The following is a 14,958-nucleotide window of genomic DNA, read 5'->3' as shown; positions in this document are numbered from 1 at the left end:
TCTCGCGAATTCAAGGTTGTTTATAGCAGTATAGTTGTTTGCATCTAGCTGATGAAATGATAGGTTCTGTATATGAGCAAATTTTTTCTTTGCTATGTTAATGTTAGTTCCTGACACGTCTACGCCATAAGCGCGTTTTACATGAGGAGCTAACGTTGCAGTTATTTGTCCATAACTACAGCCGATGTCCAATAAAACGTCCTCTTTGCTGAATTGCAGCACCTTTTTAACCTGTTGAGCGGAATATTGCGAAATTTGCTACCACACGCCGTCCATCGGTTTATCAAAATATTGTATCCATTTGTTTGCCATAAACACCACCCTTTAGTGAGACAAATAGAGTATGGTATTATAAGATATTGAAAAAATCAATGCTATTTGCTATTATGAGCAAATTTTTTCTTTGCTATGTTAATGTTAGTTCCTGACACGTCTACGCCATAAGCGCGTTTTACATGAGGAGCTAACGTTGCAGTTATTTGTCCATAACTACAGCCGATGTCCAATAAAACGTCCTCTTTGCTGAATTGCAGCACCTTTTTAACCTGTTGAGCGGAATATTGCGAAATTTGCTGCCACACGCCGTCCATCGGTTTATCAAAATATTGTACCCATTTGTTTGCCATAAACACCACCCTTTAGTGAGACAAATAGAGTATGGTATTATAAGATATTGAAAAAATCAATGCTATTTGCTATTATGTGCTCATGTTAAAATCAGAACTTGTTTCTCTAGTCGCGGAGTGTTGTGCGGGGCTTACCAAAACGCAGGTTAAATATCTGGTGGACGACACGTTTGACTATATCTGCGAGGCATTAGCCACTGGTAGCAAGGTGGAACTTCGTGGTTTCGGCACATTCTACGTGCGGACTAACCCCCCACGCATAGCGCGCAACCCTAAAACAGGTGCTAGCGTTAGCTTAGGTGCAGTCAGCGTTCCGTCATTCAAGGCGGGCAAAGATATAAGAGCTAAATTGTCAGACGATTAGTCTAGGTCATTATCGCTACCAGACGGAGTAATCAACCCTGCGGAGAACAGAAGATACGCCCTGATGAACTCGTTAAGCCCGCCATTCATAACGGCATCAACATTACCCGTTTCATACCTAGTTCTCAAATCTTTTACCATCTTATAAGGTTGCATAACATAAGAACGTATTTGACTGCCCCAAGCGATGTCAGACTTTGATGCTTCCACCCTTGCCTTTTCCTCGTTGCGGATATTCATTTCGCGCTCATAGAGACGCGCCTTTAATATTTTTAAGGCGGATGCTTTATTTTTATGCTGGCTACGTTCAGACTGAGAGACTGCTATAATGCCTGTAGGAATGTGTGTTATGCGGACTGCGGAATCGGTTTTGTTGATGTGCTGCCCACCCGCCCCGCCAGAGCGATATGTGTCTACGCGCAAATCAGCCTCGTTCACAGAAATTTCAAGGTCGTCATCTATTTCAGGTAGCACGAACACTGATGCAAACGATGTATGTCTACGGCTCTGTGCATCAAACGGAGATATGCGAACAAGCCTATGTACGCCACTCTCGCCTTTTAAGTAACCATAGCTATATTCGCCGATAATGTTGAAGGTGACTGATTTTATGCCTGCCTCTTCGCCGTCTAATATATCAAGCAGTTCTAGCTTAAAACCTTCACTTTCTGCCCAGTGGCTATACATGCGCATCAACATAGATGCCCAGTCGTTAGATTCTGTGCCCCCTGCGCCAGGGTGAATCGTCACGATTGCGTTGTTTATGTCGTGGTCGCCGTTTAATATCAGTTTTAGCTCAAACTCGCTAGCTTGTTTTGATAGAGCGGGTAGCACACTTTCAAGCTCCTGCAGAGCGTCGCTATCCCCATCGTCTTTATAAAACCCCCAAAGGACGGTAGCATCATCTGATAAGCTTCTCAGCTTGCGCCATTCTTCAAGGAACTTCTTGTGCATTGACTGTTCACGTAGCAGAGCTTTAGACTCTTGTTTAGCCCAGAAGTTAGTATCAGCAAGCGACAATTCGTCAATATCAGCTATACGCTTGCTCAGCTCCTCGCCGTGAACGGCTGGGGTGAAACTATCAACTAACTTGTTTAGCCTATTGACCTCTGCTAATATCTCTTCGGGCTGCATTATTTCTCCAAGAATTTCTTAAAATAAGTGTCTATATCATTGCGCAGTTCAATTCCTGCCTGCTCAAAGCATTTAAGTAAATCGTCATAAGTGCCTTCGCCACCGATAAAATCCCAAAACTCATCAGCAACCTTTAATTCATTTTCTAAATCAATCATTCCGCGCATAGTCCAGCGACTATACGGTTCTGGTTCATACGGATTATATGGTATGGCAATCAAAGTTTCAACGTTCGCTTCAGGGTTAGTCGCAAGGGTGGCTGCCACCCATTCTAATAATGTTCTTTTGAACCCCTTAAATTCGCCCACATTAGGCTTAGCAGTCTTTATGTCTATTAGATAGATTGTTCCATCTCGCCCTATAAGTTTAATATCCACCCTTGTTGGTTTGACGGCTATCATTTTACCGTTTTGACAAACATCCCTAATAGCTTGTATCTCTGCTGGCTTGTTGGGTTGGGTGCTAGCTGTTGAGAGTTTATCCATAATGTTCTGAATTACACGTTGAGCTTCAGACGATATTTGCTTCCCTGCAATCTGCTGAGACTCTGCACTGGCAAAGCATAGTGAGGCGAGCGATTTTGCAACAGGTTCAAATATCGTGGTGCCGAAGTTTGTTGCAAGTGAATGTATAAACGAGTATAGAGCCATTCTGTCGCATCCTAGCAGGCGCGTGTGAAATGGCATTGATGCAGGTTCAGGATTATACGTCTTAAATTTATTCCTTATAGTTGCCGTTATAGTTTCAATGACTGCTACTTTCTGTTTTTCATCCATTGCTATATATCCTTTAAGTGAAATATTGTTTCCGAATATGCCACCTTATCTTTTTCTGCACGATTTAGCACGGGGCGTTTGAAATCAGCAACGATTTTCATCCCCGCCTTATCTGCTATAGCGGGGTAAAGATTATACTTATCGTTTGCCACCAAAAACACGTCATAGTCGCTCACCAAATATCTTTTGCAGTTGGCTAATACTTTAAATATGCCCTCAACATAGCTATCCTGAGCTTTTTTTGTCTGACCATTAGAGAGTGCCCCTATCTCTGAAATATCATTGCGTTCAAAACCAAACAGGTCATAAGCATAAGCATGTTGTTCGTGATAATCTATCAGCCCCACATAAGGCGGAGATGAGAAAATACCAGCTATTTTTTGTTGTTCCAATAACTCTGCAAATGCGGGTTTTACTTGCCGCAGAGCTGCGAGTATATCAATATTGCGACTATCGCCTGTTAGACAACATTGATGTGTGTTAGTTCGCAAATTACTGAACTGTTGTAAACGTTTAACTGTGTCTTTTGAGTAGGTTTCCCACCATTTCAGTATTGAAAACAGTGGCTTGCATATTTTGCCGTGCTTACTGCAATAGTATGGAGTAATAACGGGCTGTAAGAGCGTCACTAGGTCGGCGTGCGTGGTTGCACGGCAACTTCTTATAGTTCTGCTTAATATCAACTCCAAAATTTGCCTTACGCTACTATCTTTAACTTGTTGTATCTGCTCAAATACAAAGCCTATCTCATCTCTAACACTCTGCAAATACCATTTATCAAGGAATGTTGAATTAGTTTTTTGAGAGAGCTTGATGTCGTAGTCATACACTAGACGTTCAAAAACTGACAAAAAATCACTCTCTTTTTCCGCTCCGTAAGTTTGCTCGTCTATGAGTTTATTCCTTACCTGATATTTGTAGTCAGGCACGGGAAAATATTTGTTATTAAAGGCGTTTAGCTCTTTTAAGAGCTTTTCGTCAAAATCCTGTATATTGGAATCAGCAACAAAGTTTCTTAGTGCCCCTGTAATATCAAATATTGCCTGTTCCACGTTTGCTAAGTTATATTTTGCCAGTTTAGCATTACTTATAAAGCTATTAAAGCTAGACACGTCTATGCCTATGGCGTGTATGCCCAGCTCGGCAGCCTGAACTAACGTCGTTCCGCTCCCAGAAAATGGGTCAAGGACAATATCTCCAGCCTTAAAGTATGTATCTTTTTTTAGCCTGTCTGTGTGTTCGTCTAAAAAATATTCCACCAGTTGGGGGATGAACTTACCTTTGTATGGGTGCAGTCTGTGAACGTGTTTTGTGGTTTCTGTCTCTTTATATTGCTCAAATGACAATTCCCAGTTTATATCATTACCTAGACGCTCCTTAAATGACGTCTCCCTTGACCCGTTATAGGCATTATAATATTCAAGCAAATCTTGCAAGCTTACACGGGTGCTGCCATTTGCACCATTCTTTTTTATGCGTCCATACTGAACAAGATAACTAATATTGGATGGGCTTACATATCTCCCGATGTAGCCAGTAGCCCAATCACTTGCGCCTTTCAGCGTCAACATTTCGTTCATTTAGTAAAACCCTATTTAACACTATCGTTATCAGTATATTGCAAGTCTAGGAAATTGCTTTCTACTGCACGTTCTATGTTCGCCACTGCGGAGATAATGCCATATTTAGCATTGGCAAGTGAAATTCTAGCCCTGTTGAGCGCAACGTTTGCATCCAGCAGGTCGGTAGTTGTTGCCTCGCTCTGCGTATATTGCATCTGGGTTACGCGGTAGCTTTCCTCAGCCTGTTCCACACCCAGTTTTGCTACAGACAACATCTCTTTGGCAGAAAAATAGTTTTCATAAGCACTGCTAAGTGCTAGTTTCAGTGCATTGCGGGTATCGTTCACGCTGTGCGCCCCTGCCTGTGCAGTCTTTGCCTTAGCTATCTCCTGATTGGCATTTGCAAACCCTCTAAACAAATTCCATGTAGCAGTCAGCCCTACGCTAGTAGCCGCATCGTAGCTGCCCTGCCTTCCATCCATCGGGTTGTTCTCATCGCCATACCACGTCCTAGCCGCCTGTGCATTTACCTGTGGCAGAAATGTGCTGAACGCTTGCGTAGCCGTGGCGTTTGCTATGCTATATGCCATTTTTGTGGCTTGCAGTTCACTGCGTTTATCCTCTAGTTGCTTGTATAGCTCTTCTAGTGTAGGTATATTATACTCTGCCAATTCTAGGTCTTTTACAACTTCGGCAGCTTCTATTGTTCTGCCGATATATTTTTCTAGCTGTTGTTTGGCTATTTTTAATGATATTTGCGCGTTCATTAAATCAAGCCTTGATGATGCCAGCTGCACATCCACCTTCAACACGTCCGCCCTAGAGAACTGCCCTACGCGATATGATACCGATGCAGTGTTTTTCTGCGCTTCCAACAATTTCACCGTCTCAGAAGCAACATTTGCTTGGTCGTTCGCCTGTAGGTAAGATATATAGGCTTTCTTAATGCCTAGCATAATATCTTGCTTGTTGGCTAAATATTGATATTTTTGCGCAGAGTATGAACTCTTGCTAATTCGCAGATTATTTACGTCTGCAAATCCATTAAATAGATTATATCCCAGCGCAATACTAGCCGTTGAGGACGTGACTTCAGTGCCATCAAAGCCCGTGTCTCGTTTCTCTTTGTCTGATAGCTTTGATTTTGTATAGCCAGCACTTACGTCCAATGTTGGCAAAAATGCCGCCCCGCTTGTCAGCGATGTGTAAAACTGGCTGTCTAGTAGCGAACGTTGCCGCTTTATAGATTCATCGTTGTTTAGTGTAAGCTCAATAGCCTCTTCAATAGTTATCGCCATAGCAGTATTTTCCGTAGCAAAGTTCCCTATTAAAAGTAGCATTAAAGCACTTAAAAACTTTTTCATAATAACAACTCCTTATTTTCATCTCTTCCTTTGCGGACTTTCTAAAAAGCCCATACACAGGCTAAGCATCGCTGGCACCACAAATATTGTTATCACAGTTGACAGCGCAAGCCCGCCTAACATCACGCTACCAAGCCCCCTGTAAAGCTCCGAACCCGGACCAGAAAACACAACCAACGGCAACAATCCCAATATAGTGGAAAGGCTGCTCATAAATATCGGACGTAGCCGTGAAGAAACTGATTCTGTAATGGCACTTTGCGCGGGCATCCTATACAGTCTGATATTATTCAGCGACTGGTGAACTATCAGTATGGCATTGTTCACTACTATCCCTATCAATATTATAAATCCAAGCATTGTCAGTATATCAAATGATTGGGGCACAATTACTTTATCCACAAGTCTAAAACCTAAAAATCCGCCCGCTAGCGCAAACGGCACAGAGAATAATATTATAAGCGGATAGAAGAAATTGTCAAACAGAGCAGCCATTAAAAGGTACGTAATGATAATAGCTAGGACAAAGTTTCTTGCCAGTGCGTCTTTAGCCTCATTCAGACTACTTGCTGAGCCTGTAAAACGCGTTTCTACGTTGCGGAGCGCACCATCAGCCCTAAGTGGGGCTATAACTTGCCCATCTATAATATCCATCATCTGTTCCAGCACTACATCAGGTGGCGGGATTATCGTTAGGTTGAATGTGCGTTTGCGTTCGTAGCGACGTATCCCTTCCATGCCGGCACTCAGCTCCAAGTCTGCCACGTTATATATCGGTATAACGCCACCGTTGCTAGTTGCAAGTGGCATCCTTGATAAATCTTCAGGGTTTGCAATATCATTTGCGGGGTAGTTAAGCGTTAAGTCCATTGTGCCTATCGCAGGGTCGTGAAAATCACCTATACGTCTGCCATCCACATACACATCTATAGTAGTGCCTAGTGTAGAGGGGTTTAGTCCCGCATCAGCAAGACGGTATCTGCTGGGGATGAAATTTGCCTCAGGGAACATCATTTCTAGTGACGGTCGCGGACGTATCTGTGCCTTAGGGATTAGCTCTAAAATGCGCGCCATTATCTGCCGAGATACTATTATTAACTCGTCAATATTTTCTCCGCTAACAACTACGTTCATTGAACGTGTGCCACTGCCCCTGTTTTGAAATACCCCCTGTTGTGCGGTAAAACCCATTACACCTGGGATAAGCGGTGTTTTAGATGCCATTAACGGCACTAGTCTGTCTGCCTTGTTAGGGTCTGCCGACGTGGTCTGGATAAAAACGCCACCAGGGTTGATAAAATATATATAGTCTTTAATCCGCGGATAGCCATCAAGAGCACTTTCTGTGTATGGGCGTACCTCTTTATACAACATATCGGCAAGCTCGCCGCGCTCATTCAGCGATAGTCCTGATGGCACTATAAGTGAAGTTTGAATCATATTCATATTGCCCTGCGGCAGATATTCCATCTTAGGATATAGCAGTAGCGTCAAGAGGAGCGAGCCAGACATAAAGCCGATTATCAAGGTTAGCCGCCTGCGCAACGAGACGTTGATAAATATAAGTGCGCTCATTATCACATCGGTGAGTTTAGTTCCAAAATCCCCAATCTTTATACTTAGTTTGCTGGGTGCTCTCGGTGGAAATTTCTCAAATATTAGTCTAGTTAAAACAGGCGTTACAAACACCGCTACCAGCAACGAAAACGACACCGCTGAACTTATCGCTATGGCAATGTCTCTAAATAGCTGCCCTGCCTCCTGCTTAACAAACACTATCGGTAGAAATACTGAAACAGTGGTGAGTGTTGAGGACAGCACCGCCCCCCACACCTCGCTAGCACCGTCTATGGCAGCTTGTAGCGGTTTTTTATCCATATTCAAGTGTCTGTCTATGTTTTCAAGAACGACTATAGCGTTATCTATAAGCATACCTACAGCAAACGCTATACCCGCAAGACATATTACGTTTAGCGTGCGCCCTAATAGATTTAACACTATAAACGTTCCTATTATGCTGATAGGGATAGCTATGGCAATTATTATTGTGGACGCGCCCTTGCGCAAAAATAACAACAAGCTAATAATCGCCAGTATGCCACCAAATACTATATTGCCTTGCACCAGTCCGATTGCGCCGTTTATATATGGACGCTGGTCATACACCCAGTGAAGCTGCAAACCTTGAGCTGCTAGCACGTTTTTGTTCAGCTCATTATGCAGTGCCTCTACCGCATCTGTGATTTTCAACACATTTGAGCCGCCCTCGTTGACGATGCCCATCAGCATCATTCGCTTGTCGCCATATTTAACTGCTGAGTCGCTTGCTGCATATCCGTAGCCTACGTCAGCGATGTCTTTCACCTTTACTCCGCCGTGTTCAGATACTACCAGTGTTTCTTTGATGTCGTCAGGGCTTGTGAACTCCGATACCGTGCGGACACGATAGTTTTTGCGTCCAACGGGTAGCAGTCCCGCGGATGTATTGGTGTTATTTTGCATTATAACGGTGGTTAATTTCTCTATGCTGATGTTATAGGCAGCCATCTTTTCAGGTTTGATTGTCACTTGCATCTGCGTGGGGCGTCCACCGTAGAAAAATACCTCTGAAATTCCGTCTATACGCTCAAAACGTGGCACAATCTCATCGTTGATATATGTTTGGTATGAATCTATATCTTTTTTGTTATCAGGTAATGGCTCTATCAGCATATATACGATAGGTGCGGCGTCTGCCCCGCTTGCACGGATAGTTGGTCTGTCAGAGTTAGTCGGATAGCGGCGCACCTCGTTTAGCTTGTTTGACACTAGCAGAATGGCGTCCATTAAATTAGTCCCTAGCTCAAAACGCAGTGTAATAGAACCTGAACCGTTGTTTGATACGCTTTCCATCTCTACAAGCCCAGCTAGGCTTTTTAGAACGTTTTCCTGTGGTTCAACTATTTCTTGTTCTATTTCGTAGGGAGTAGCACCTGACCAAGACGTGCGAACGGTAATAGTAGGGTATTCTACATCTGGACGTAGCTGGTAAGACATATTAATTAGGGCTTGCAAGCCAAACAGCAGTATAAACAGCACGCCAACAAGGATTTTAACAGGATTTTCCAGCGAATATTTTAGCATATTTACAGCTTCATTGGGCTATGCGGACGGGCGTTCCGCCTACTATAGTTTCATTGCCACGTGTTATGACGCGCATGCCAGCCTTTAATTCGTCCGATGAAATACCTGCCTGTGTTCCTGAATAGCCGATTACGGAGATTGATACCTGTTTTGCCTTATCGCCATCTACAATAAACACATAGTTAAGCCCCGCACGAGACACTACCGCATCACGCGGCACAACTAGCGATGCAACGTTAGTGCTTGCCGATAACATTGCGGTGCAGTCCATACCATTCATAAATGCGCTGTCATACGGAATATCTAATTTCACGGGAAATGTGCGGACTGATGCATTGCCACTAGGCACTATTGCCCTGACCTTTGCGCTGTGGAGCTTCCCATTGACTTTAACATTCGCACTGTCCCCTAGCCTAATGCTATTCACCACAGACTGCGGAGCGTTGACTACCACCTCCATCTGCCTAGAAGCAATGTCAAATGCTGGGGAGCCGACACTAACCCAAGAGCCTTTATTCACATATTTTTTTAAGATTACACCATCAAAGGGAGCTACTACGCGTGAGCGTTTCATATCTACCTCTAATAGAGCAAGGTTAGCTTTCGCCTCATCATATAGATGTTTTTGTATTTCAAGGTCGGTAACACTGTTCTGATAAGCTTGCTCCGATATGCCGTTTTCGGCGTAAAGAGCTTTTGAACGCACAAAGGTGCGGAGCGAGCGAGCAACAACAGCCTTTTGCTGTGATACGCGCGATTTAGCGGCACTGATATTTTGCGAGAGTGCATCTGCGTTTATGGTGGCAAGCGTCTTGCCGTTAGCCACGTCTGAGCCTTCATCAGCGTTGATTAAGTCTATACGTCCGCTACGTTCGGCTGCAACAGTCGTAGTGGCATAGTAGTTAATGGTGCAGATGTAGTCTTGAGACGGGGCAATTTCGCCACTATTTACCACAGCGACTGATACGAGAGGTGCCTGACGCTGCTGCGCACCTGCAGTAGCGCAAAAAAGCACTGGCAGCGTCACTATAAGCAGTGCTAATGCATTTACTTTAACCTTGCGCATAGCTTAATATTATAATACATAAAACTAGCAGCGTCAAGAGATGCTCATAAATTTAAGGTCAGTTCGCCCATATTCTTTTTGTCAAACTAAAGTAAATGAACCATGCTGTTGCTTAAATAATAAATCTTAAATGGTTAGAAAACTTATAATAAAAGTTGTAGTTAGGATATAAGAAAAACTTTTTTAATTTTTTTATAAGAATAGTATTGTATTTTTTAATTTCATACTCTATAATCCCCCTTAAACTAATTTATTGGGGGGGGGGGGAATGCTGACCGATGACATTAAACGTCTTATAGACAAACACTATGACAAAGCCGTGAATATACGACATACGCTTCACAGGAATCCTGAAATTGGACATGAGGAGTTCCAAACCAGCAAGTTGATTGCTGACACGCTCGTTTCACTGGGTATTGAGACTAAAACAGGCGTTGATAAAACGGGCGTTGTTGGACTGCTCAAGGGTGGCAAACCGGGCAAAACGGTGCTATTACGTGCCGATATGGACGCCCTACGTGTCACTGAGGAAGCCAACGTTCCATTCAAATCAGAACGCGAAGGTTTTATGCACGCCTGTGGGCATGACGGACACGTAGCGGGACTGTTGCTTGTAGCTATGGTGCTGAATGACTTGAAAGCCCAAATTTCTGGCAATGTCAAGCTGATGTTCCAGCCCGATGAGGAGTATGCTGGCGGTGCTGACAATATGATAAAGGCTGGCGTGCTGGACAATCCAAAGGTTGATATAGCGTTTGCTGGACACCTGTGGGGCAATACTAAAGAGGGGCAAGTTGTTGTGCAGGGTGGTCCGTTTATGGCTGCTCCAGATGAGATAACTATCCGCGTTATCGGCAAGGGTGGGCACGGCTCGGCTCCGCAGGAGGCAGTTGACCCTATACTAATGGCTGCTGACCTGCTACAGGCGTTCCAACTAATTATCTCACGCAACAAGGTGCCGACTGACCCAGCGGTGCTATCTATCGGCACTATACACAACGTAGGGGCGAATGCTTTCAACGTTATACCGAGTGAAGTGCAGATGACAGGCTCACTGCGCACATTCAGTGAATATAATCGGAAGTTTATACCAGAGGCGATGAAACGTGTGGCTGATGGTGTTGCAATGACGCATGGCGGTAAGTGTGAGGTAGAGGTAGAACCTCACTACCCCGCGCTATTTAATGACGATGGTGCAGCTGCTATAATGAAAAAATCTGTAGCGCGGCTTATCCCTGAAAAGGATATTATCACCAATATGCCCCCAGCTATGGGTGGTGAAGATTTCGCCTATATAGCGCAAAAAGTGCCCTCTTGTTTCATATTTGTAGGAATATCTGAGGATATGAATAACCCTGCAATACACCACAACCCTAAGTTTCAGTGGAATGATAAAGTGTTAAAGACTTTGGCAGGCTGTCTGGCGCAGGTGTCTGTTGACTACCTAAATGGCAATTAAAAAATAGTGTGATAAATAAAATAAGCGAGGTATCTTATGTCAGAAAAAAGTAGTAATAGCGTTCTCTACAGAGTGCTAAATATGGTGGAGGTGGCGGGCAATAGATTGCCTGACCCGATATCAATATTTTTCATCCTCTGCCTACTATTGTTAGCAATCTCATACGTATTTGAGGGCGTAGTGGCAATCCATCCGAAAGATGGCTCAACAATAACGGTAATCAACCTTATCTCAAAGGCGCAGTTGCAAAACTACCTGAACTCTATCGTCACGAACTTTTCAGGTTTCCCTCCGCTGGCTCTTGTGCTGATAGTTCAGCTTGGCGTTGGTGTGGCTGATAGGACTGGGCTTATGGCAACGGCTTTGAGGCGTGCTGTTTCTAATATGCCTAAGAGTTTAGTTACATTTATCGTTATATTTGCTGGCATCAATGCAAATGCAGCAGGCGATTCTGGTTTTATAGTGTTACCTCCGCTTGCAGCGATTGCATACATGGCATCAGGCAGACACCCGTTAATCGGCGTGTTAGCAGGGTTCGGTGGTGTGGCGGCTGGCTTTGCAGCTAACCTATTCCCGAATATGCTTGATATATTAGTGTGGAGTTTCACACTGCCAGCAGCACAAACGATTGACCCTAGCTATACGGTGTTGCCGACTATGAACTTCTACTTCTTATTTGTATCAACGTTCTTCTTAACGGCTGTTGGGGTAATCGTTACCGAAAAGGTTATCGCTCCGCGTTTTGAGGGTGTGCCATTTCAAACGCCAGTAGAGCACCAAAACACTGACCTTAGTGTTGCAGAAAAGAAAGGCTTGCGTTGGGCGGGCATATCGCTGTTAGCATTTATAGCAGTTTTAGTGCTCCTATGTTTAGGAGACCATCCATTTATGGGCGATTCCAAAACGGGCGAACTGCTTGGTATGAATGCTCCTATGAATAAGGCAATGACGACTGTTATGTTGTTATTATTCTTTATCCCAGGTGTGACTTATGGTATATGTACAGGCAAAATCAAGAACGATAGGGATATCGTTAAACTTATGGGACAGTCAATGAGTGATATGGGGTCGTATATTGTGCTTGCTTTTGCAGCATCTCAGTTCTTAGCACTCTTTAACTTCAGTCACTTGGGCGTGATAATAGCTATCAAGGGCGCAGAAGTGCTGAAGAACGCCAATATGACAGGCATGGGGCTAATGGTAGGTTTCATATTATTCAGTGCATTCTTGAACCTATTTATCGGCTCTTGTTCAGCAAAGTGGGCAATACTTGCGCCTGTGTTTGTGCCAATGTTCCTGTTGTTAAACTTTGACCCACCTTTAACGCAGATAGCATACCGCATAGGCGACTCAGTGTCCAATCCGCTGTCCCCACTGTTTCCCTACTTCCCAATATTATTGGGCTATGTGGCGAAGTATAAACCAGATGCTGGTATAGGCACAATTATATCCAATATGTTGCCATTCTCTTTAGCAAACTTGGTTGCATGGATTATACTTATTGTTGTGTTTATGGCGTTTAATATACCACTAGGCATATACTAGAAAATATTACTAATCTTAGCCCCTCCCCTAACAGGGAGGGGTTTTTAGCCGATATTTCGCGGAAGTGTCGTCTGACATTAAGTTTGAGGCTAGTATAGTGTTAACTTCACGGTTGATAAGGGCAGTGTCAGTTAGCCTGTCCATTAACACTTTGCCACCTCTGCTTGGGAGCATATAACTTACGAGACATTTTATAACACATTATAAATATCAAGTCAAATGTTATCTCGGGGACTATATACTTGACTAGACTAAAAACAAGTAAATTATGCTTGACGAAAGCATATTAAATATGCCCCAGCAATAGATTATAAGCCAATAAAAAAGTTTGTAAATTTAACCAAGGTTAGAATGACACGTTGACAATGGAGAATTCCCTACCCCTTGACGGGAGCGAGCAGGGAAGACCTTCTCCCAGCAGGAATCATCACCATTCAGGCTATAATGTCGCTGTTCAACCAAACTAAAACCCACGTGTCAGTCTATGGATTGCGTGAGGGCGTGACTATTGAGGCGACTTTACTTACCAAAAAAGCGAATATTGCGTATCCGTGTTAAAAAATAGCCAATATGCCTAAGTCTAATATATTGTAGCAACTTAAATATCACTCTAGGTCTTAGGAAAAACCTGCGATATGTTTGTTTTTGGGCTGCAAGCACATCCTCAGCTACCAAGCCCTCTGGAACATAGTTGACATCTCCCCAGTATGACTGGTTAAATCTACGTGTGTATTGCCCTTCTAGTTCGTTCCAATAGTCTGAACCGGGCAGAACAGCCAGTATTGATACATTAACCAAATCTAGCGGTTCACTCAATATAAAATCTATAGTTTCTTTAATCGTCTGCTTCGTTTCGCCCGGCATACCAAATACAAATAAACCCGTTATCAATATATCATTGTTATGTAGTATTTTAAGGGCAGTTTTAATAGCACCAATATCTTCCCGCTTGTTCATATTGAGCAACATTACAGGCGATGCAGACTCTATCCCGATGGCGATATTATAAAACCCCGCTCTTTTCATAACCTTAACGAGTGCATCGTCAAGCCTATCCGCCCTAGCCATCGTAAATAGTGGCAAATTTAGATTGTCCTTAATGATAGCATCACATAGGCTATCAATATATTCCCTGTCAACGGTTATATTATCATCTACAAACTTTATCTCACGAATTCCATATTTTTCTTTCAACAAGCGCATTTCGCCTAACACATTTTCAGGGGAACGCATACGCACTCGCTTGCTGTAAAAATCGGGGCTAGAACAAAACTTGCATGAATATGGACAACCGCGAGACGACATTATGCCAACTGACGGGGAATCCTTTGCTATCATAAACCAAGTTGTGTATGCTTTATGTGCGGGCTGTAATTGTTCCCAGTCTGGATATGGTATATCGTCAAGGTTCTCAACAAAGTCTGCCCTGACAACGGCAGTATTTTCATCTTTCAGCTCATTTAGAGAATAGACCCCTTTAATTTTTGAACCGTCTGTCAAAGTATTGTTAAAATCATTCTCTGCAAGTTTCAGCAGGGCAATTTCTCCCTCTCCACAGACAACATAATCTGCCCCACTAGCTGTAAGCGTCTGATATGGCATAAATGTCGGGTGAACACCACCTATTATAACCTTGATTCCTGCACCTTTCAGGCATTTAGACAGGGCAACTGCTTCATCGGCGTGGGTGGTTAGGCAACTTATACCTGCTACATTTATGTTTTCTTTCTTTAGTATTGCCAAAACATCATCATTAGAGAGATTGTCGCGCATAGCATCCACTATAAGTGCATTATACCCATTAACCTTTAAGTAGCTAGCTAGATAGCCCAGTGCGAGTATAGGATTTTTGGTGTCTATCTCAAAATTGGGACGTATAAGGGCTATGCAATAATTATTGCTATTATTGCCTGTTGCACCTTGCGGGGGGGGGGGGGGGG

Annotated in this window: 12 protein-coding genes; 3 read left to right on the top strand and 9 right to left on the bottom strand. The window is 43.4% G+C overall.

The window, feature by feature from the left end:
- Both AC1MDJ_RS04475 and AC1MDJ_RS04470 read right to left on the bottom strand, forming a co-directional pair.
- Positions 1-222 (bottom strand): class I SAM-dependent methyltransferase (locus AC1MDJ_RS04475; RefSeq protein WP_479689756.1); only part of this gene is annotated, 222 nt, incomplete at its 3' end.
- 152 nt (positions 223-374) lie between these two features.
- A complete protein-coding gene (locus tag AC1MDJ_RS04470) occupies positions 375-626 on the bottom strand; it encodes a class I SAM-dependent methyltransferase (RefSeq protein ID WP_479689755.1) in 252 nt (83 codons plus the stop codon).
- Positions 627-708: 82 nt separating this feature from the next.
- Between AC1MDJ_RS04470 and AC1MDJ_RS04465 the strand changes: the two genes are divergently transcribed.
- A complete protein-coding gene (locus AC1MDJ_RS04465; RefSeq protein ID WP_479689754.1) occupies positions 709-990 on the top strand; it encodes an HU family DNA-binding protein in 282 nt (93 codons plus the stop codon).
- Here the strand turns inward: AC1MDJ_RS04465 and prfB are convergent.
- From prfB to AC1MDJ_RS04435, 6 genes are read right to left on the bottom strand one after another with little or no spacing between them, the layout of a single operon-like run.
- Positions 987-2,123 (bottom strand): peptide chain release factor 2, encoded by a 1,137-nt coding sequence (gene prfB / locus AC1MDJ_RS04460; RefSeq protein ID WP_479689753.1) that lies wholly within the window; start codon positions 2,121-2,123, stop codon positions 987-989. The two genes, AC1MDJ_RS04465 and prfB, sit on opposite strands and share 4 nt — an antisense overlap.
- Positions 2,123-2,899 carry a TdeIII family type II restriction endonuclease gene (locus tag AC1MDJ_RS04455; protein WP_479689752.1) on the bottom strand — a complete coding sequence of 259 codons (777 nt, stop codon included), beginning with the start codon at positions 2,897-2,899 and terminating at the stop codon, positions 2,123-2,125. Before AC1MDJ_RS04455 ends, prfB begins: the two co-directional genes overlap by 1 nt.
- A gap of 2 nt (positions 2,900-2,901) precedes the next feature.
- Positions 2,902-4,479: a DNA methyltransferase gene (locus tag AC1MDJ_RS04450; protein ID WP_479689751.1), complete on the bottom strand. Its 1,578-nt coding sequence runs from the start codon at positions 4,477-4,479 to the stop codon at positions 2,902-2,904.
- A gap of 11 nt (positions 4,480-4,490) precedes the next feature.
- Positions 4,491-5,825, bottom strand: coding sequence for a TolC family protein (locus AC1MDJ_RS04445; RefSeq protein ID WP_479689750.1), 1,335 nt, complete (start codon positions 5,823-5,825; stop codon positions 4,491-4,493).
- Positions 5,826-5,843: 18 nt separating this feature from the next.
- On the bottom strand, positions 5,844-8,948 hold the full coding sequence (locus tag AC1MDJ_RS04440) for an efflux RND transporter permease subunit (protein ID WP_479689749.1): 3,105 nt from the start codon (positions 8,946-8,948) through the stop codon (positions 5,844-5,846).
- 10 nt (positions 8,949-8,958) lie between these two features.
- Positions 8,959-10,014, bottom strand: a complete 1,056-nt coding sequence (locus AC1MDJ_RS04435; RefSeq protein ID WP_479689748.1) for an efflux RND transporter periplasmic adaptor subunit — start codon at positions 10,012-10,014, stop codon at positions 8,959-8,961.
- Between the two features lie 268 nt (positions 10,015-10,282).
- Between AC1MDJ_RS04435 and AC1MDJ_RS04430 the strand changes: the two genes are divergently transcribed.
- Both AC1MDJ_RS04430 and AC1MDJ_RS04425 read left to right on the top strand, forming a co-directional pair.
- Positions 10,283-11,473: a M20 metallopeptidase family protein gene (locus AC1MDJ_RS04430; protein WP_479689747.1), complete on the top strand. Its 1,191-nt coding sequence runs from the start codon at positions 10,283-10,285 to the stop codon at positions 11,471-11,473.
- Between the two features lie 36 nt (positions 11,474-11,509).
- On the top strand, positions 11,510-13,018 hold the full coding sequence (locus tag AC1MDJ_RS04425; protein ID WP_479689746.1) for an AbgT family transporter: 1,509 nt from the start codon (positions 11,510-11,512) through the stop codon (positions 13,016-13,018).
- Positions 13,019-13,537: 519 nt separating this feature from the next.
- Here AC1MDJ_RS04425 and AC1MDJ_RS04420 read toward each other — a convergent pair.
- The coding region (locus AC1MDJ_RS04420) for a B12-binding domain-containing radical SAM protein (protein WP_479689745.1) at positions 13,538-14,958 on the bottom strand (1,421 nt) is incomplete at its 5' end.

It is taken from the genome of Candidatus Termitispirillum reticulitermitis, assembly GCF_054655775.1.
The sequence above is the reverse complement of the archived record's forward strand: the minus strand, read 5'-3'. Positions and strand labels throughout refer to the sequence as shown.

Coding starts and splice junctions, on each gene's coding strand:
- AC1MDJ_RS04455 (WP_479689752.1), bottom strand. CDS start 2,899: ATGGATGAAAAACAGAAAGTAGCAGTCATTGAAACTATAACGGCAACT.
- AC1MDJ_RS04430 (WP_479689747.1), top strand. CDS start 10,283: ATGCTGACCGATGACATTAAACGTCTTATAGACAAACACTATGACAAA.
- AC1MDJ_RS04440 (WP_479689749.1), bottom strand. CDS start 8,948: ATGCTAAAATATTCGCTGGAAAATCCTGTTAAAATCCTTGTTGGCGTG.
- AC1MDJ_RS04425 (WP_479689746.1), top strand. CDS start 11,510: ATGTCAGAAAAAAGTAGTAATAGCGTTCTCTACAGAGTGCTAAATATG.
- AC1MDJ_RS04450 (WP_479689751.1), bottom strand. CDS start 4,479: ATGAACGAAATGTTGACGCTGAAAGGCGCAAGTGATTGGGCTACTGGC.
- AC1MDJ_RS04470 (WP_479689755.1), bottom strand. CDS start 626: ATGGCAAACAAATGGGTACAATATTTTGATAAACCGATGGACGGCGTG.
- prfB (WP_479689753.1), bottom strand. CDS start 2,123: ATGCAGCCCGAAGAGATATTAGCAGAGGTCAATAGGCTAAACAAGTTA.
- AC1MDJ_RS04465 (WP_479689754.1), top strand. CDS start 709: ATGTTAAAATCAGAACTTGTTTCTCTAGTCGCGGAGTGTTGTGCGGGG.
- AC1MDJ_RS04445 (WP_479689750.1), bottom strand. CDS start 5,825: ATGAAAAAGTTTTTAAGTGCTTTAATGCTACTTTTAATAGGGAACTTT.
- AC1MDJ_RS04435 (WP_479689748.1), bottom strand. CDS start 10,014: ATGCGCAAGGTTAAAGTAAATGCATTAGCACTGCTTATAGTGACGCTG.